This is a genomic window from Oceanobacillus sp. J11TS1, assembly GCF_018333215.1.
In the GTDB taxonomy this organism is placed as follows: Bacteria; Bacillota; Bacilli; order Bacillales; family Amphibacillaceae; genus Oceanobacillus.
Window position 1 is genome coordinate 157909 of the sequence record NZ_BORO01000002.1, and the last position, 19208, is coordinate 177116.

A 19208-nucleotide genomic window follows, 5' to 3' on the forward strand; every position below is an offset into this window, starting at 1 on the left:
AAGTAAGAAATAAGACATATGGTTTTACATACTTCTAATCTTTGTTCTATATAGAGGGGTGAATAAAGTGGCTGCCAAAAAGAGAAAGAAAAGAAAAAAACGGACTTCGAAACAGTTAAAAGGACTGCAAATGGAATTAACAGGACTATTATTAATATTTATTGCTATATTTGGAAGCGGGGCAACTATACTAAGTGGCGGTGCAATACCCAACTGGCTCGGAAATATATTTCAGTTTTTCCTGGGAATATGGCATTTTATTGTTCCTGTTGCCTTATTTATAGTTGGTTTCTATTTAATTATCAAACGTCAAACGCCAGATTTCTTAACTAGAAGATTAATAGGCTTCTACATTTTTTTTGCTGGCATGCTATTGCTCACACATGTACAAGTAATGGAAAGCTTATTAACTAATGCGAATGATGTTTCTATTCTTGGATTAACTTGGCAACTGTACTTTCAATATTTAGAAGGCACAGGGACACTCGTACAAACAGGCGGAGGAATGATAGGAGCGCTATTATTTACCGTATCCTACTATTTATTTTCTATAGCAGGGTCTAGAATAGTAGTATTTTTTTGTTTATTAGTCGGCGTTGTATTCCTAACGAATCTATCAATTGGGGAATTTGTCAAAAAGATAGTAGCATCTGTTAAATCAACTTTTTCTTATCTTCGTGAACGCATGGAGCGCTCCAGAGAGAGACGAGCAGAACGAAAAGAGGAACAGAAAGAAATGGATTATGCTGTTTCTGTAAATCCAGAAGGGCCAGATAAAACGAAAACAACTGGTCAAGAAGGAAGTAGCGGAGAGCTTCTTATTAATGATTTTACAGATGTTGTGTACCAGGAACAGCCACAAGAAAATAAGAAAAAGGAAAAAGCAGAGAATCAAAAAGAAAAAGCAAATACAGCTAACGAAGAAGAGCATCATGAACCAATGCCCATGACAGCAACGGAAAATCATGACTATGTGCTGCCCTCTATGAATTTATTAGCAAATCCGGGACATAATTCACAACAACAAGAAAAATCACATATCCAGGCAACTGTTCGTAAATTAGATCGTACGTTTCAAAGTTTTGGAGTAAAAGCAAAAATTGCAAAAGTACATGTTGGACCAGCAGTTACAAAGTATGAAGTATATCCGGAGTCTGGTGTCAAGGTAAGTAAGATTGTAGGACTTCACGACGATATTGCTTTAGCACTTGCAGCAAAAGATATTCGTATTGAAGCGCCCATTCCGGGTAAATCAGCGGTCGGTATTGAGGTTCCGAACAAAGAGATATCTATGGTGTCGCTTCGAGAGGTATTAGACAAACAAATCGCTAAACCAAATAAATTATTATTTGCTTTGGGAAGGGATATTTCTGGAGAAGCTATTGCTGGTGAGTTAAATAAAATGCCTCACTTGTTGATAGCAGGTGCAACCGGAAGCGGGAAAAGTGTCTGTGTAAATGGGATCATTACAAGTATTTTAATGCGTGCAAAGCCGCATGAAGTTAAAATGATGATGATTGATCCGAAAAAAGTGGAACTAAATGTTTATAATGGGATTCCTCATTTATTGACCCCTGTTGTAACCGACCCTAAAAAAGCTTCGAGAGCACTGAAAAAGATTGTGGCAGAAATGGAACGCAGATATGATTTATTTTCAGATAGCGGTACTAGAAATATGGAAGGATACAACGCTTATATCCGAAAGCAAAATGCAGCTGCTGATGCGGATGAGCAACAACCTTATTTACCATACATTGTTGTTCTTGTCGATGAATTAGCGGATTTAATGATGGTTGCTTCAAATGATGTGGAAGATGCTATTACAAGACTTGCACAAATGGCGCGAGCGGCAGGCATTCATTTGATTATTGCGACACAGCGTCCGTCAGTAGACGTTATCACTGGTGTCATAAAAGCCAATATTCCTTCAAGAATTGCTTTTAGTGTTTCGTCTACAACGGATTCACGCACCATCTTGGATTCTGGAGGTGCAGAGAAATTATTAGGGCGGGGCGATATGTTATATATGCCTTCAGGTACTTCTAAGCCGACCCGTGTGCAAGGCGCCTTCTTATCAGATGAAGAAGTAGAACGAATTGTGGATCACTGTATTGAACAACAGCAAGCAAATTATCAGGAAGAGATGATTCCAGAAGAAACAAATGAAGTAATGGATGAAGTGGATGATGAGCTTTATGATGATGCGGTGGGACTCATTACAGAAATGCAAAGTGCAAGTGTTTCTATGCTTCAGCGCCGCTTTCGGATTGGTTACACGAGAGCAGCTCGTTTAATAGATGCCATGGAAGCGCGCGGCATTGTCGGTCCATATGAAGGAAGCAAGCCCCGCGCGGTACTAATATCTAATCAGCCAGAGGAACACTCGAGCACATCTTAAGAAGGAGCCCAATTTATCTGCAGTGGTAAATTGGGCTTTTTTTCGTTTCACGGCAAAAAGTGTCATAAAACACCAGAACAAAGCATTTATTTCAACACAAGTATAGCGTTTATTTCAAGTTCCCGGTATTCTTAGAAATGTACAAACTTTTGTTTATTTTAACGTACAAAACTGGCATAAGAAGTGGTAGGATTAATAACAGATGTAAAAAATAACTTGACAATAAATATTTGAAGAAAAGAGGTGAAAAATATGTCTATACGTGGGGATGCGCGACATTTATATTTACAGGTCATCGATCAAATTAAACAAGGAATTGATGATGGGGTATATCAGGAGGATGAAAAGCTTCCATCTGAATATGAGCTTTCCAAAAAACTGGGTGTCTCACGGGCTACATTAAGAGAAGCGTTACGCATGCTGGAAGAAGATAATATTGTTACGAAACGGCATGGAGTTGGAACGTTTGTTAATGCAAAGGCCGTTTTTCAAGCAGGCATTGAAGAGCTGCGAAGCGTTACCAGCATGATCGAACAATCCGGTAAAAAGCCGGGCGCCCACTATATTTCAACAGATGTACTCGAAGCAGGAGAAAAGGATAAGGCGCTCTTTAATCAGCCTGCGTTAGAACATGTAACGGCGATCGAAAGAATTCGGACTGCGGATAATGAACCAGTTGTTTTTTGTATAGATAAGATACCGACTTCATATATATCCATAGAGAAACTCCTGGAAAAAGACTCTATTTTTACTACGATTGAAATGACAGCAGGAAAAAAAATTTCTTATGCCGTGACAAATATTGAGCCGGTTATTTATCATGAGCGGATTTATAATATTTTACAATGTGCCCCAGACCAGCCTTTGCTTCTTTTAAAACAGATGCATTATACAAGCGAGGATGAAGCTGTTCTTTACTCTGCCAATTATTTTCGGGCGGACAAGTTCAGCTTTCATGTAGTTAGAAAACGGATATAATGTGAGGGAGATTATTTATCTATTGTTTACACGATCAGTATATGAAAAGCTTTTCTATTACAATGAAGAAGGGAAGAACATTTTTAAATGCTCTTCCCAAGCTTACAAATATTATCTTCTGTTCCAAAACCGCTGTTCTGCAATAGCAGAGACAAATTCTTCACCAAAGTTTGGATTATTTTTAGCAAAAATAACCCCAGCTAAATTATTATTTTCTGATGCCTGAATATAAGGATTTCCATTAGATGCAACACCAATTGGTTTATAATGTTTATAAGCGACATGTACGTATTCTGTAACATCAGCATTGAATTTTTCCTGGTTTCTGGAACGTCCACCAACAACGTAAAGTGAATCAACTAAATATGGACTGGATGTCATGAAGGTTTCATCTACTTTTAGTGTGGTACTGCCATCATCTCCGGTGACCTTACCAAGAGTGTCGCTTATAATGACTATAAAAACACCATTTTGTTTTAATGTGTTAAGAACATTTTTAACCTCGTAGGAATTGAAACCATCCCCGATAAGTACCCCTACTTTTTGTGTATATGCGTATTTGGGTGTGTTGGCCTGGCTAAGCGAAGGATAACTTGTTGAAACAGGGACATTGGATCCGCTTGGACGATTCACACCAATGTTATCAGCAACTATACACGCCATTTCCTTATCAACATGGACTAACTGCTTATCAACAACCTGCTGTCGAACAGAATTGCTTTTTACCTTTCCAACTTGATAACTTAGGCCTTCGATCGTATGCTGCTTTTCAATCGGGGTCAAACTATTCCAAAAAATTCTCGGCTGCGAATAATAATCTTTAAATGATTCGCTTCTCGCTCTAATTTTGTGTCCATCTACTTTCCCAGGATAATCTTTATAGCCGCCTTCTTCTGGCGGGACTGTGTATGGCGTGTTATCTGCTAGCGAATTTTTATGGTAGTTTACTTGGTCAACATCGATGCGCTGCCTCATATAGCCCCGTCGCTGATTATTATGAAATGGGCATATTGGCTTATTGATTGGTAATTCAATATAATTGGAGCTGCCAAGTCGGTGTTGTTGTGCATCTCTATATGCCATTAATCTTCCCTGCAAAACGGGATCATTGGAAAAGTCAATTCCCGGAACAACGTTTCCAGGATTAAATGCAACTTGTTCAGACTCCGTAAAGTAATTATCAATATTTTTATTTAATGTTAACTTACCAATCATTTGAACAGGAATGAGTTCTTCAGGCCAAAATTTTGCAGGGTCAAGAATATCAAAATCGTATTTAAATTCATCCTCCAGGGGAATCAACTGAACCCCAAGTTCATATTCAGGATAAGCACCATAATCAATAGCTTCTCTGAGATCCTTTCTGTGAAAGTCGGGGTCAAGTCCGCCTATTTTGAGTGCCTCATCCTGAAGCAGGGAATGGACACCTAGGACAGGCTTCCAAACGTACCTTACAAAGGTTGCTACATCTTGTTCGTTAACAAATAGGTACGTATTAATAGACCATGATTCCATCATTCGATAGCTTCTTAAAATGCCTCGGTCAGACATAATCCACAGTACCATATGAAGCGCTTCATCGTTATTGGCCACATAATCCCAAAAGCGGTCGTGTGCACCGGTTGCTGTTGGTATATCATCATCTTGCTTCGATTGGAACGCATGCATTGCATCCGGGAACTTCATCGCGTCTTGGTTAATTAACACAGGCATTGCAATGGTTGTTAGATCGAGATTTCCTTCTTCTGTGTAAAGCTTAACGCCCTTACAACGTAAATCCCTTGCCGTATCGTAGGATCCTTTGGGCCCTTGTACAGTAGAAAAACGGACTGTTAATGGCGTCTTTTTACCCGCTTTCTGTAAAAAACCTGCTTTTGTCACATGTTTCATAGATTTATAACATTCAAATTCCCCATGGGCACTGTAACCTCTTGCATGAACTACCCTTTCCGGTATTTCTTCATGCACAAAATGGGACATCTTTTCAAAAAACTCATAATCTTGACGCAATGAGGGCCCACGCACACCAGCTTTTAATTGATCCTGATCTTGTGATCTTTTTTTTCCTTCTTGTGTCGTCATGGGTTTCCCGGTATTCCGTACACGGTACTGGTCTAATTGTTCTTGTTTACTGTTTTTATTAGCAGGATTTTGCTTCCTTGATGACTTCTCATCCATATAATCATCCTTCCTGACATTTAAATATAAATACCATTTCTATACTTATGTTTATTTCCTTGAATTAGAACAACTACAGACGATGTTTAAGAATCCGACAAAGATTAAAAATGATTGCCTAAAGCATATTCTTTCAGGCCTTTCATATAGTGTAATAGCACAGAAAGGGGAATTTGATGGATAATGCAAATTATATAAGGTATGGACTGCATTTACAGGGGTTATCAGCCTATGAGAATGATATTCCATATATTTATAACCTACTCAGGACGATGAAACAGGCACAAATCTCACTTGATGCATTCCCGCATTTAAATACGGAAATACCAATTACGATTGTTGATAAGGAGTTATTGCTATGACTGACATCTCCTACTTAACTGCTACAGAACTGGGCCTGTTAATCAAGTCACGGCAACTATCCCCAGTAGAGTTGACAAAAATTATATTAGACCGCATGGATAAATTTGATTCCATATTAAAGACATATGTTACGCCGCTTCCTGATTTAGCCTTAAAACAAGCAAGAGCAGCAGAAGAAGATCTCATGCATGGTAAATATAAAGGCCCTCTCCACGGAATTCCAATAGGTATTAAAGATAATTACTATACAAAAGGTATACGAACGACAGTTGGCTCTAAAATTTTTACAGATTTTATTCCTGATCAAAATGCGCCTAGCGTCGAAAAATTGTTACGAGCTGGGGGAATAATGCTAGGGAAACAAAACATGCATGAGCTTGCCGCTGGCTCAACTGGAACGAATCCGTTCTTTGGAAATACACGGAATCCTTGGGACATTCAGTGCATGCCAGGTGGCTCAAGCGGTGGCGGTGCAGCTTCTTTAGCGGCTCGTTTGACAATACTGGCGACTGGAACAGACACTTTCGGATCTATTCGGTTACCTGCTGCTATGTGCGGCGTTTATGGCCTTAAGCCAACTTACGGGTTAGTTAGTACGAATGGTGTTTTTCCCTCAGCTATGTCATTAGATACAGCGGGACCAATGGCGCGGTCGGTACCCGATTTGGCTATAATGCTTCAAAGTATGGCTGGTTTTGATCCCAATGACCCAGTAAGTTTGAATGTGCCGATACCTAATTACATGAAAGATATTCACAAAGGAATGAAAGGATTAAAAATTGGTATCCCAACATACTACCTCCAAGGTTTGGACCCAGATATCGAAAGGCTATTTAAAGATGCAATCGAAACACTGAGCTATTTAGGTGCGCAAATAAAGGAGATAGAAATTCCTGAATTATCTCTGTCCACATTTTCTGGTTATGTAACTGTCACAGGTGAAGCATCTGCTTTTCATCAAAAGTGGTTGCAGACACAACCCGAAGATTATTCTACAGACATTCGAACTTTCTTTTTGGCTGGCGCATTGACCAATACGCCACAATATATTCAAGCCCAACAAGCTCGGAGAAAGATGGTTAAAGGATTTCAAAAAGCTTTTAAAGAATTTGATATATTGCTTGGACCAACGATACCTATCACCACTCCAGCGTACAGCGAATACTGGGTAGATCAAAATTTAGACGTTATACGACGATGTTTGCCATTTACCGCGCCTGTAAATTTAACAGGTACACCTAGTTTATCTGTACCAATGGGACTAGACCAAAGGGGACTTCCAGTCGGAATGCAATTTATTGGAAATCACCTTTCTGAGAAACAGTTGCTGCAAGTTGGGAATATATGGGAAAGTACTGATCCACTAAGAAAAACCTTAAAAACGGCATGATCCTTTAAAATCATGCCGTTTTTGGAATGAGAAACTGTTAAACATTTTCCGATAGCTAAACCAATTTCAATATTCTAGAGAGAAGACCTCCATGTAAAAGCAGTACTATCTTGATTACTTTTCAATATAATGGATGATAGTCGATGAATCGTATAAAATAAGATATAGTTAGTTATAGAATGGAGGATGAACATGAGTGTAAAGGAAATAAGACAAGAAGAAAATGGCGTGCAGCTTCACATGCTGCCGAATAAAAAGCATAAAACCGTAACATTTGCAGTTAAATTCAGTGCCCCATTAGAAAAGGAGACAGTTACAAAAAGGGCGTTAATACCTTATATTTTAAAACAGGGAACGGAATCTTTTCCTACTAGAATGGAGTTGCAAAAGGAATTGGCGGAGCTTTATGGTTCTGTGCTATCCATTAATGGCACAAAAAAAGGGGAAAGTCATATCATCACCTTTTACTTAGAAGTTCCAAATGAAAAATTTCTTCCTGATAGTAACTCAGTTATTGAACGTGCGGTGCAGCTTTTACATGAAATTGTTAATAAACCCAATCAGACAGGGAATGCATTTCATCCGCGTGTATTTGATCGGGAAAAGGAAATTTTACTTCAAAATATTAAATCCATCAAAGACGATAAAGCAAGCTATGCTAATATCCGTTTAATTGATGAGATGTGTTCGAATGAAGCTTACCGTACGCATGTGCACGGTTATGAAGAAGATTTAAATGAACTTACCAATGAACAGTTGTTTGCGTATTACGAACAGCTTCGCCAAAAGGATAGAATGGATATCTATGTCAGCGGCGACTTTGATGCAGATAAAATGACAGCTTTACTCAAAGGTTATTTTAAACAGAAGGAAGAAGTTCCAAAGAATGTCTTCGAAACAGCTGTATCATCAAATGAAGCGGAACCTAAGGAAGTAATCGAAGAGGATCAGTTACAGCAGGCGAAGTTGCATATTGGCTATCGCACGAATATTCTTTTTAAAGATGATTTATATGCCGCATTACAGGTGTTTAATGGACTTTTTGGCGGTTTCCCAAGCTCTAAATTATTTATCAACGTCCGTGAAAAGAACAGTCTTGCTTATTATGCATCATCCCGCATAGAAAGTCATAAAGGCTTACTCATGGTAGTGAGCGGGATTGCCCCAGAAGATTACGAGAAGGCATTAACAATTATTCGTGAACAACTGGAAGCTATGAAAAAAGGTGACTTTAAAGAAGAAGAATTGGAAGAAACAAAGCTGCTTATTATAAATCAATTAAAAGAAACGCTGGATCATACACGAGGAATGATTGAATTGATGTTCCAGCAAGAAGTTGGAAATAAAAAAATGACAGTTGACCAGCTATTTGAAAATATCCGGCAAGTTACAAAAGAACAAGTTATCGAAGTAGCAGAACAGATTCAAGAAGATACGGTTTATTTACTAACAAGTAAAGGAGGAGAAGCCCATGAATAAACAATATTTTGATACAGTAAAGGAAACTTTATATGAAAAAAAGCTAGATAACGGTCTTCATGTTTGTTTATTGCCAAAACCAGAGCTTTCCAAAACATATGGTGTATTTATGACAAATTATGGCTCTATTGATCGAAGCTTCGTTCCGATTGGTCAAGACGAAGCAATCACTGTTCCAGATGGAATCGCCCATTTTTTAGAGCATAAACTATTTGAAAAAGAAGATCGTGATGTGTTTGCAGATTTCACCAAACAAGCAGCTTCTCCAAACGCATTTACCTCTTTTACAGAAACAGCTTATTTATTTTCGGCAACGAGTAATATTGAGAAAAACGTACTGACATTAATTGATTTTGTCCAGGATCCTTATTTTTCGGAGCAATCCGTAGAAAAAGAAAAAGGAATTATCGCACAAGAAATTAACATGTATGATGATCAGCCTGATTGGCGTCTGTTTATGGGAACGAATAAAGCATTGTTTCATAATCACCCTGTCAACATTGATATTGCTGGAACTGTAGATTCGATTTATACCATTACGAAAGATGATTTGTATACTTGTTACCATACTTTTTATCATCCAGAAAATATGATTTTATTTATAGCTGGCAATTTCGATCCACAGCAAATGATGGATTTAATCAGTGATAATCAACAAAAGAAATCATTTGATAAATTAGAGGATATCCAGCGTTCATTCCCGGAAGAACCTGATACGGTTAAAGAAAAGAATTTAGTAATTAATATGCCAGTATCTATTTCAAAGTGTGCGGTAGGTATAAAAGAGCCAAATCAATCTCTTCAAGGGGAAGAATATTTAAAACGTGATTTATTAGTTGATATGGTCCTTAGTCATTTCTTTTCAACTGGCGGCGAGTTTTATCAAGAGCTATATGAAGCAGATTTAATTGATAATAGCTTCTTTTTCGAAAGTAATCTGCAATCCTCGTTCGGATATAGTTGTATTGGTACAAATACAACGAAACCGGAGGAATTTTCTTCGCGAGTACATAAGATGCTCTTATCAACCAGAGATATGGAGATTAGTGAAAAAGATTTTGAACGAATGAAAAAGAAGAAGATGGGACAGTTACTTCGAGGCATGAATTCCTTGGAATTTATTGCAAATCAGTTTGCATCTTATTCATTTAAGAATGTAAATTTATTTGAGATAGTGCCATTTATTCAAAAATTGACTGTGGATGATGCCAATGGGTTCCTGAAGAATTGGATTGAAGAAGAACGTTTGGCAACATGTACCATTACCAATCAATCGGAGGAAAAATGAAAGGGAATATCCTGTTAATTGGTGCAAGCGGTGATATTGGCGCAGCTATTGCTAAAAAGCTTATTCATGAAGGATATCAGCTTATGTTACATTATCATTCCAACCAAGCACCTGTTCAAGAACTATTGCAATCTGATCATCAACATGCTATTTTAGCTGCTTACCAAGCAGATTTAGCGAAGGAAGAAGAAGTCAAAGCTTTTATTCGCGCTATTCCTTTTTCTGTGGATGCCGTTGTTTTCGCGAGCGGTCAGGCATATCATGGGCTCTTCCAGGACATGAAGGAAGAAGAAATGGATGATTTATTACAAGTTCATGTAAAGTCCCCTTGGCTGATTACCCATCACTTCTTGCCAGAAATGATTCTTAGGCAGCGAGGGAACATCTTGTTTGTTACAAGCGTGTGGGGGGAATATGGAGCAAGTAATGAGGTTGTCTACTCCAGCGTGAAAGGGGCACAAAATGTATTTGTGAAGGCGTTGGCTAAGGAAGTGGCCTTATCCAATATCCGAGTAAATGCAGTTAGCCCTGGTTTTATTGATACGAAGATGAATCATCATTTATCTCTTGAGGAAGCAAATGCTTTTCTCGATGACGTTCCTGCAAATCGTGCCGGCCGGCCAGAAGAGGTTGCAAATTTGATTCATTATTTACTGGGAGAGGAATCCAGTTATATCCAAGGCGAAATCATTCATATTAATGGCGGTTTGTAAAAGACGAGGGACATGCATAATTTCTACAATTGCTCAAATACTATAGATGCTTAAGGAAAGTTGCAGAGCGCATGTTGGATAGTTATCCTTTGCTTTTTTAGATGGGCAAATTCATCGATAAGGGAAGGCGGCTGACAACGGTGCTTTGGACTTTAGAGCTATATCTCTGCCAAAGAGCATTATGCTAAAGAAACTTTTGAGGAGGCATGTCCAAATGTCAGTATTAGATAACTTTGATTCATGGAAAGGTTTTTTAAAAAGCCGTTTGCAGCAAGCTGAAGAAAATGGAGTTGACCATAGTACACTAACGAATTTAGCAGCTGAAGTTGGCGATTATTTAGCGGAAAGTGTTAATGCTAAAACGCCAGAACAAGAAGTGCTAAAAGAATTGTGGAGCACAGCTTCGGAAGAAGAACAACAAGCTCTCGCCAGCGCTATGATTAAACTTGTCCAAAAGCATGATTAAATAATGAAAATTCAAAGAGAAGCTGTATAGTATACCCTATATAGCTTCTCTTTGTGTATAATAGAATGGTTACAGAGGGCGTCTAACAGCAGCTTCTCCTCAGAACATTCACGTCTAATGAGGGCCGTAGAAATTGCCTATACCGAGAAGCCGTTAGCTTGCTTTTCCATACCTCTTAAAAATAGGAAACGAAAAAAAGCATTAGCTGTTTAGGAAAAGCGAAAAAGATGGTATATTATAGGTAGAGGGTCAATACAAAAAGTAGAGGCTAAAATGATCATAGAAATATGATAACCACAATTATTAGCGGAGAAAGAACAAAGAAGAAGTAAAACACGTTTTAGCGAAGAGACTTCAAAAGAAAACACATCTTTTTTGAGATGATGGTACATAGTAAGACGTCATAAGTTACCTATTTGAAAAGATAACTTTTAAGAAGGAGCTTACAATGGATAGAACACAATGGTACTTAGAGTATGAAAATTTAAAAAATCGTCCGGGACTGCTAGGTGAAATTTCATCTTTACTTGGAATGCTTTCTATCAACATTATAATGATTAATGGGGTTGAGAATTCCCGCAGAGCAATGCTTATCTTATCGAAGTATGATGAAAATATAACGAGACTGAAATATATTTTAGAAACGATGGACGCGATAAAAGTCCATAAACTTCGTAAACCTAAACTGCGCGATAAAATTACCGTAAGGCATGGGAAGTTTATTCACCATGATAATGAAGACCGTAAAACCATCCGATTTGTGCGAAATGAGCTTGGAATATTAGTTGATTTTATGGCTGAATTATTTAAGGTGGAAGGGCATAAGCTTATTGGGATACGAGGAATGCCCAGAGTAGGGAAAACAGAGTCTGTAGTCGCGGCAAGTGTAAGTGCAAACAAGAGATGGCTATTTGTATCAAGTACCATGATTAAACAAACTGTACGGAAAAGTTTAATTGAAGGGGAATATGACCAAGACAATATTTATATCATTGATGGCGTCGTCTCAAAGAGAAAAATGAATGAAGAAGCACATTGGCAATTGATTAGGGAAATAATGCAATTGCCAACTGTAAAAGTCATTGAGCATCCGGATATATTTGTTCAATCGACAGAGTACAGTATGGAAGATTTTGATTATATTATTGAGCTGCGTACGCAGGAAGACCAAGAAATCACTTATGAAACGGTGGAGAATGAGAATTTTCGGCAGGACGGATTTTCCATGTTTTAAATTACACGTCAGGCAAGTATAATATTTTAGAAAGTTTTTTTCTGCGGGGCGGCGATCGAAATGCTTTACCTTGGGAAGAGAGCCGCAACGCATTTTGGCGTGACGGGTAATCGCAAAGGCTCTTCGATGGGATGAGCAGTCCCAGTCCCATTCCTAAAGTAGCATTTGTCGCAGTTAAAAAGCGTTTAACGTATCAAGTATAAGAAAAACTACTACTTTTTGCTTAGAGAAAGCGAATTCGAGTTTTTCTAAAAAGGTGGAAGGTGTTTTAAATGGATGTTGGTGAAAAATTAAAAGAAGCACGGCTAGCCAAGGATATCTCATTGGATAGCTTGCAAGAAAAAACAAAAATACAAAAAAGATATCTGGTTGCTATCGAGGAAGGAAAATTTGAGGTTCTACCAGGGAAGTTCTACACACGTGCATTTATTAAGGAATATGCATCTGCTGTTGGCATAAATCCAGATGAACTAGTAACCGATCATAAAGAAGAACTTCCTAGCACAGAAGAAGAAGAAAATGTTCAGTATAGCCGCATACAGCGAACGAGAAAAGAAAGTAAAGCTGATAAAGAATCTCGCTCATCGTCATCGATTCCAATGATTACAGTTATTTTATTAATTATCGCCATAGTCGCTGTAGCTATCTTTTTCATGCGTGAAAGTTCATCATCAAACGAAGGAGAGCCAATTGAGGACAATAATGCAGATGGCAATGTAATTATCACAGACCCAGATGAAGAACGCAGTACTGGGGAAACTAATAATAGCGAAGAAAACAATAATAAAGAAGAAACAGAAGAAGATGACAATCAAGATACAGAGGAGAACGAAAATGTTTCTGTAGAAGTTATTGAAGAGGGGACAGGTTCTTCTCCATCATCTGTGTTTGAAATAACAAATGTTGGGGAAGAAGTAACCTTAACATTGGAATCAGCTGATCCTGATTTAAATACTTGGCTAGAGGTAACTAGTGCAGAAGGTGAATCTTTATTTAGCGGTAATTTTGATGGAAATGAATCTCCTTTAGAAATTGATATTTCTGGACAGGATACCATTAGCTTAAATATAGGTAACGCACCAGCGTTGGCTGTTACGGTTAATGGAACAGAAATAGAATATCCAAATTCCGCTGTTCACCAGCGCTTAGATTTGCAAATGAGCAACGATTGATTTAATTAGGAAGAGGTTGGGGCAAAAGAAAGTGTAGCGTCTAGAAGCCGAACAATATGCTAATAGAGCGTAGGAAATATACGTAGACTACTGTGGGAAAGCGTGGCGGGCCTCGCAGAAAAAGCGAACTTCTTTTTTTATCACAGGCATAAGCGCGACTATGCTTCTGTCAGTTTGCCAATCAGCAAGCCTTCTGTAAAGTAGACGGAGGCCAAGCCCACGAAAAGCGGCGTAAATTTCCGAAGCTGGTATTCGCACAAATTATGTTCGGAATGGACGGATAAAAACACTTTTGTCTCAGCCTCTTTATGAATAATGGAGGGTGTAAAATGAATTTACCAAATAAGTTAACCTTTTCTCGTATTTTACTGATACCGTTTTTTATTATGCTTATGAGCATTCCATTGCCTTGGGGGAGTTGGGAGATAGGAGATACACAACTGCCGATTGCCCATTTTATTGCAGCTTTAATTTTTATCATTGCAGCAGGTACAGACTGGGTAGATGGCTACTATGCTAGAAAACATAATCTTGTTACCAATTTAGGGAAATTTATGGATCCTCTAGCAGATAAACTTCTCGTTTCTGCAGCGTTAATTTTATTAGTAGAGATAGAACTTGCTCCAGCATGGGTTGTTATAATTATTATTAGCAGAGAGTTTGCAGTTACTGGTTTAAGATTAGTTGCAGCAGGGGAAGGCATTGTTTTGGCTGCTGGAAGTATGGGTAAATTAAAAACAGCAACACAAATGGTGGCTATCGCTGTTTTATTGCTGCATAACTTTCCGTTTTCTTATGTGAGTTTTCCATTTGGCACAATCATGTTATATCTATCCTTAGTGTTCACCATTATATCTGGTGTGGATTATTTTGTTAAAAACTGGCATGTAATGAGGGATTCTAAATGACTAAAACGTATCAAGCAGAAATTGTTGCAGTGGGAACAGAGTTATTACTGGGTCAAATAGCGAATACGAATGCTCAATGGCTATCTGAGCGGTTAGCTACGTATGGTATTAATATTTATAATCATACTGTGGTCGGAGATAATTTAGAGCGTGTTGAACAAGCATTTCGCCTAGCTGGATCACGCTCTGACATTGTCATTGTTACTGGTGGTCTGGGACCGACAGAAGATGATTTAACCCGTGAAGGCTTTGAGCAACTTACCGGTCTTGAAATTTTAGAACATAAGGTAACAATGGAGAAAATAGAAAATTATTTTAAAGCGCGTAATCGTACGATGACCCCCAATAACCGGAAGCAAGCTCGCGTATTTAAAGGAGCTCGTGTTTTAGAAAATAATGCTGGCATGGCGCCTGGAATGTATGTAGATTATCAGGATACACATTGGTTCTTTTTACCGGGAGTACCGCGGGAAATGAAACAAATTTCTTCAGAAGAGCTTTTTCCGTTTCTAGAAAAGCTAACCGGTAAACAGCAAGTAATTCAATCCACTATCTTGAAATTTATTGGTATTGGCGAATCAGATTTGGAGCATGCCTTAAAGGATATGATTCACAAGCAAACAAATCCAACCATTGCTCCTCTTGCTCAAGACCAAGGTGTGATTATTCGCGTTACTGCAAGAGCTTCCTCGAAAGAAGATGCACAAAAATTAGTAGCAGATAAGAAACAAGAAATTTTAGGCCGCATTGGCGAGTACTGTTTTGGGGAAGACGATCAGACAATTGAGAGTAAAGTTATGGAGCTATTAGCTGAGAAGGAGAAAACAATTGGAGCAGCAGAAAGTTTAACTGGCGGATTATTTTCTAGTAAACTTGTAGCAACTGCCGGAGCTTCTAAAGTCTTTGCAGGCAGTCTAATTACGTATCAAACATCTGTGAAAGAATCTTTATTGGATTTATCTCCAGAATGGATTGCTCAATATGGCGTGGTAAGTAGAGAATGTGCAGAAGAAATGGCTAAACAAGCTGCCTTAAAATTAAATACATCCATGGCTATTTCCTTTACTGGCGTTGCAGGTCCTGACACACAAGAGGGAAAACCGGTTGGACAAGTTTATATTGCCATTATAGACAAGGGACAAATTGTTACATCAAGTTCCATCCTTTTATCTGGAACCCGCAATATTATTCGTGAAAAAGCAGCTTTAAAAGGTTTTGAATTATTATATCAATACTTAAAGTAAAATGGAAACATCAAAATCTATCGTATGAAACGAATAATTATATGGTAGCAACGACTAGCAGCTATATCAACATGACATCTAATTTGTCAATCATAGGTTTTGGTGAACAGCTATTTTACGAATGTCGGAAAGGTCAAAATATAGATTTTTTATGAAATTTCACAAGTGAATAATAATATTGAAGAAAAATTTGCCTTTAAAATACAAGAACATTTATTCGTCTTTTTGCTTGTTAAATATAAAAAATCATTGTATGATGTATAAAGATAGATAAAGGAGGTAGTTTCGGTGAGTGATAAACAACAAGCTTTAGATATGGCTTTAAGACAAATAGAGAAACAGTTTGGTAAAGGATCCATTATGAAAATGGGAGAACATGATATACCTAAGATTTCTACTATTCCAAGTGGTTCATTAGCTTTAGATGTAGCTCTTGGAATTGGAGGATATCCAAAAGGAAGAGTAGTAGAAATATATGGTCCAGAATCTTCCGGTAAAACGACCGTTGCACTTCACGCTATTGCAGAAGCTCAAAAACAAGGCGGACAGGCAGCTTTTATTGATGCAGAGCATGCCCTTGATCCAGTCTATGCAAAAGCACTAGGTGTTAACATTGATGAACTTCTGCTATCACAGCCAGATACTGGCGAACAAGCTTTGGAGATTGCTGAAGCGCTTGTGCGAAGCGGTGCGGTAGATATTATTGTTGTAGACTCTGTAGCGGCACTTGTACCAAAGGCTGAAATTGAAGGTGAAATGGGAGATTCCCATGTTGGGTTACAAGCTAGATTAATGTCTCAAGCGCTTCGTAAACTTTCTGGTGCGATTAATAAATCGAAGACGACAGCGATTTTTATTAACCAAATTCGTGAAAAAGTAGGCGTTATGTTTGGTAATCCAGAAACTACTCCTGGCGGCCGTGCGTTAAAATTCTATTCTTCTGTACGACTAGAAGTACGTCGGGCAGAAACACTTAAAGTTGGTAATGAGGCGGTAGGAAATAAAGCGCGTATCAAGGTTGTAAAAAACAAAGTAGCGCCGCCATTTAAACAAGCTGAAGTAGATATTATGTACGGTCAAGGTGTCTCTAAAGAAGGAGAAGTTTTGGATATTGGCTCAGACTTGGATATTGTCCAAAAAAGCGGTGCTTGGTATTCCTATAATGGGGAACGTTTAGGCCAAGGCAGAGAAAATGCGAAACAATTTCTAAAGGAAAATAAAGCGATGTATGAAGAAATTAGTCAAGCAATCCGCAGTTATTATGAGCTAGATAAAGATCCAGAACAAAGTGTAGAGGATTCAGCAGCAGAACCGCAGGAAAGCTTAGATATTTAAGAGGACTTGCTCATTTTAAAGCTATAGTACACAGTACTATGGCTTTTTGCATATTCATAAACAAAAAATAAAAGAAGACGGGCTTTGCTTCGTTGTAACATCATATGTTATTCTACTAATTTTTCAAAGAATTGGTATTATATTCATAACCAAGAATTTGAGTGAAGCACGGAAAATGTTGAAATATTTTTCAGGATAGGACACCTTCTTGACAAGTACATCCCTGTCTCCTAGGCAAAAATTATTTGAAATCGATATATTATAATTTATATCGGGAGTTCCTTGACATTCAGGCTGGTGAGAATTAATATTAATAGTGTATAATTTTATAATTTGTATTATGAAATTACCTTTATTTTTTATGCATTTGAGAAATGTGATATGCCGACAAATACGCAATTTACAATTTTATAGGCAATAGGAGGTGAAGTTATGAACACTGTGGTTATTATCATCTCCATTTTGCTTGCTCTAATCGTCGTATTTGTTGTTGGTTATCTAGTACGTAAATCTATTGCAGAAGCTAAGATTTCTAGTGCGGAAACATTAGCGAAACAAATTATGGACGAAGCACGCAGGAATGCAGATACTGCTAAGAAAGAGGCGCTTCTAGAAGCAAAAGATGAGAATCATAAGCTTCGGAGCCAAGCCGAAGATGAGATTCGTGAGCGCCGTATGGAAGCTCAGAAGCAAGAAAATCGTCTGATGCAAAAAGAAGAAAATCTGGACAGAAAAAGTGAAACATTAGACAAACGTGAGGTTCTGCTTGAACAGAAAGAACAATCTCTAGCGGGACAACAACAACAAATTGAAGAAATGAAAAGCAAAGTGGAAGCTATGAAAGACGAGCAGCAAGCTGAGCTTGAGCGCATTTCAGGATATACAACCGAGCAAGCGAGACAAGTTATTTTAGAGCGCATTGAAAAAGAAGTACAACATGAATCAGCCGTTATGATTAAAGAAGCTGAAAATCGTGCGAATGAAGAAGCAGATAAGAAAGCGAAAAGCATCTTATCACTTGCACTTCAAAGATGCGCAGCTGATCACGTTGCTGAAACAACGGTCTCAGTTGTTAACTTGCCAAACGATGAGATGAAAGGTCGTATTATCGGAAGAGAAGGAAGAAATATTCGTACATTGGAAACATTGACAGGTATTGATTTAATTATTGATGATACACCTGAAGCAGTTATTCTTTCTGGTTTTGATCCGATCAGACGCGAAATCGCACGAATGGCATTGGAAAGACTTGTACAGGATGGCAGAATTCATCCGGCGCGTATTGAAGAGATGGTTGAAAAATCGAGACGGGATGTCGATGAATATATACGTGAAGTGGGTGAAGAAACAACATTTGAAGTTGGAGTCCATGGATTACACCCAGATCTTGTGAAGATTCTTGGTCGTTTGAAATATCGTACAAGCTACGGTCAAAATGTCTTGAAGCACTCAATGGAAGTTGCTTACTTGTCCGGACTGCTAGCAGCTGAACTAGGTGAAGATGTAAATCTAGCCAAAAGAGCTGGATTATTACATGATATCGGTAAGGCAATAGATCATGAAGTAGAAGGTAGTCACGTTGAAATTGGAAAAGAACTAGCAGTGAAGTACAAAGAACATGAAGTTGTTATTAATTCAATTGCTTCGCACCACGGAGATGAAGAACCAACATCTATTATAGCTGTATTAGTTGCAGCTGCAGATGCTCTATCTGCTGCCAGACCAGGAGCTCGTAGTGAAACACTTGAAAATTACATCAAGCGTTTAGAAAAATTAGAAGAGATTTCTGAGTCTTTCGAAGGCGTAGAGAAGTCATTTGCTATCCAAGCCGGTCGTGAAATTCGTATCATGGTACGTCCTGATGATATTGATGACATAGAATCAGCAAGAATTGCACGTGATATTAGAAAACGTATCGAAGGGGAACTAGACTACCCCGGACATATTAAGATTACGGTTATTCGGGAAACAAGAGCAGTTGAATATGCGAAATAAAGCAAGGGCGGCATTTGTCGCCTTTGCTTTTTTAATGATGATTTTCTAAACAAATCAACGTTTGATA

Annotated in this window: 15 protein-coding genes; 14 read left to right on the forward strand and 1 reads right to left on the reverse strand. The window is 38.2% G+C overall.

Going from position 1 to position 19208, the window contains the following annotated elements:
• Nucleotides 1-67: 67 nt before the first annotated feature.
• Nucleotides 68-2398: an FtsK/SpoIIIE family DNA translocase gene (locus KI343_RS02990; protein WP_280530105.1), complete on the forward strand. Its 2331-nt coding sequence runs from the start codon at nt 68-70 to the stop codon at nt 2396-2398.
• 252 nt (nt 2399-2650) lie between these two features.
• Nucleotides 2651-3376: a GntR family transcriptional regulator gene (locus tag KI343_RS02995; protein WP_212924955.1), complete on the forward strand. Its 726-nt coding sequence runs from the start codon at nt 2651-2653 to the stop codon at nt 3374-3376.
• 111 nt (nt 3377-3487) lie between these two features.
• On the opposite strand, the gene KI343_RS03000 is transcribed toward KI343_RS02995, so the two are convergent.
• Entirely contained in the window at nt 3488-5554 is a 2067-nt protein-coding gene (locus KI343_RS03000) for a catalase (protein WP_212924956.1), read from the reverse strand.
• A gap of 176 nt (nt 5555-5730) precedes the next feature.
• On the opposite strand from KI343_RS03000, the gene KI343_RS03005 reads away from it, so the two are divergent.
• The 12 genes from KI343_RS03005 to rny all read left to right on the forward strand — a co-directional run bounded on the left by KI343_RS03005 (nt 5731) and on the right by rny (nt 19141).
• Nucleotides 5731-5916, forward strand: a complete 186-nt coding sequence (locus tag KI343_RS03005; protein ID WP_212924957.1) for a hypothetical protein — start codon at nt 5731-5733, stop codon at nt 5914-5916.
• Nucleotides 5913-7307: an amidase gene (locus KI343_RS03010; RefSeq protein WP_212924958.1), complete on the forward strand. Its 1395-nt coding sequence runs from the start codon at nt 5913-5915 to the stop codon at nt 7305-7307. Before KI343_RS03005 ends, KI343_RS03010 begins: the two co-directional genes overlap by 4 nt.
• A gap of 192 nt (nt 7308-7499) precedes the next feature.
• The gene (yfmF, locus tag KI343_RS03015; protein WP_244856683.1) at nt 7500-8786 is read left to right on the forward strand and encodes an EF-P 5-aminopentanol modification-associated protein YfmF; all 1287 of its coding nucleotides are present in this window, start codon (nt 7500-7502) and stop codon (nt 8784-8786) included.
• Nucleotides 8779-10074 carry an EF-P 5-aminopentanol modification-associated protein YfmH gene (yfmH, locus tag KI343_RS03020; protein WP_212924960.1) on the forward strand — a complete coding sequence of 432 codons (1296 nt, stop codon included), beginning with the start codon at nt 8779-8781 and terminating at the stop codon, nt 10072-10074. Before yfmF ends, yfmH begins: the two co-directional genes overlap by 8 nt.
• The gene (gene ymfI, locus KI343_RS03025) at nt 10071-10787 is read left to right on the forward strand and encodes an elongation factor P 5-aminopentanone reductase (RefSeq protein WP_212924961.1); all 717 of its coding nucleotides are present in this window, start codon (nt 10071-10073) and stop codon (nt 10785-10787) included. Before yfmH ends, ymfI begins: the two co-directional genes overlap by 4 nt.
• Nucleotides 10788-11001: 214 nt before the next feature.
• Nucleotides 11002-11253, forward strand: coding sequence for a DUF3243 domain-containing protein (locus KI343_RS03030; protein WP_212924962.1), 252 nt, complete (start codon nt 11002-11004; stop codon nt 11251-11253).
• A gap of 448 nt (nt 11254-11701) precedes the next feature.
• Complete coding sequence (locus tag KI343_RS03035; protein ID WP_212924963.1) at nt 11702-12487, forward strand: DUF3388 domain-containing protein; 786 nt, start codon at nt 11702-11704, stop codon at nt 12485-12487.
• 272 nt (nt 12488-12759) lie between these two features.
• Entirely contained in the window at nt 12760-13659 is a 900-nt protein-coding gene (locus KI343_RS03040; protein WP_212924964.1) for a helix-turn-helix domain-containing protein, read from the forward strand.
• Nucleotides 13660-13988: 329 nt separating this feature from the next.
• On the forward strand, nt 13989-14567 hold the full coding sequence (gene pgsA / locus KI343_RS03045) for a CDP-diacylglycerol--glycerol-3-phosphate 3-phosphatidyltransferase (RefSeq protein WP_212924965.1): 579 nt from the start codon (nt 13989-13991) through the stop codon (nt 14565-14567).
• A complete protein-coding gene (locus tag KI343_RS03050) occupies nt 14564-15811 on the forward strand; it encodes a competence/damage-inducible protein A (RefSeq protein ID WP_212924966.1) in 1248 nt (415 codons plus the stop codon). The genes pgsA and KI343_RS03050 overlap by 4 nt, the downstream gene beginning before the upstream one ends.
• 288 nt (nt 15812-16099) lie before the next feature.
• On the forward strand, nt 16100-17146 hold the full coding sequence (gene recA / locus KI343_RS03055; protein ID WP_212924967.1) for a recombinase RecA: 1047 nt from the start codon (nt 16100-16102) through the stop codon (nt 17144-17146).
• Between the two features lie 432 nt (nt 17147-17578).
• Nucleotides 17579-19141: a ribonuclease Y gene (gene rny, locus KI343_RS03060; RefSeq protein ID WP_212924968.1), complete on the forward strand. Its 1563-nt coding sequence runs from the start codon at nt 17579-17581 to the stop codon at nt 19139-19141.
• The last annotated feature ends 67 nt before the right edge of the window (nt 19142-19208 follow it).

Coding starts and splice junctions, on each gene's coding strand:
- KI343_RS02995 (WP_212924955.1), top strand. CDS start 2,651: ATGTCTATACGTGGGGATGCGCGACATTTATATTTACAGGTCATCGAT.
- KI343_RS03000 (WP_212924956.1), bottom strand. CDS start 5,554: ATGGATGAGAAGTCATCAAGGAAGCAAAATCCTGCTAATAAAAACAGT.
- KI343_RS03005 (WP_212924957.1), top strand. CDS start 5,731: ATGGATAATGCAAATTATATAAGGTATGGACTGCATTTACAGGGGTTA.
- KI343_RS03010 (WP_212924958.1), top strand. CDS start 5,913: ATGACTGACATCTCCTACTTAACTGCTACAGAACTGGGCCTGTTAATC.
- yfmF (WP_244856683.1), top strand. CDS start 7,500: ATGAGTGTAAAGGAAATAAGACAAGAAGAAAATGGCGTGCAGCTTCAC.
- yfmH (WP_212924960.1), top strand. CDS start 8,779: ATGAATAAACAATATTTTGATACAGTAAAGGAAACTTTATATGAAAAA.
- ymfI (WP_212924961.1), top strand. CDS start 10,071: ATGAAAGGGAATATCCTGTTAATTGGTGCAAGCGGTGATATTGGCGCA.
- KI343_RS03030 (WP_212924962.1), top strand. CDS start 11,002: ATGTCAGTATTAGATAACTTTGATTCATGGAAAGGTTTTTTAAAAAGC.
- KI343_RS03035 (WP_212924963.1), top strand. CDS start 11,702: ATGGATAGAACACAATGGTACTTAGAGTATGAAAATTTAAAAAATCGT.
- KI343_RS03040 (WP_212924964.1), top strand. CDS start 12,760: ATGGATGTTGGTGAAAAATTAAAAGAAGCACGGCTAGCCAAGGATATC.
- pgsA (WP_212924965.1), top strand. CDS start 13,989: ATGAATTTACCAAATAAGTTAACCTTTTCTCGTATTTTACTGATACCG.
- KI343_RS03050 (WP_212924966.1), top strand. CDS start 14,564: ATGACTAAAACGTATCAAGCAGAAATTGTTGCAGTGGGAACAGAGTTA.
- rny (WP_212924968.1), top strand. CDS start 17,579: ATGAACACTGTGGTTATTATCATCTCCATTTTGCTTGCTCTAATCGTC.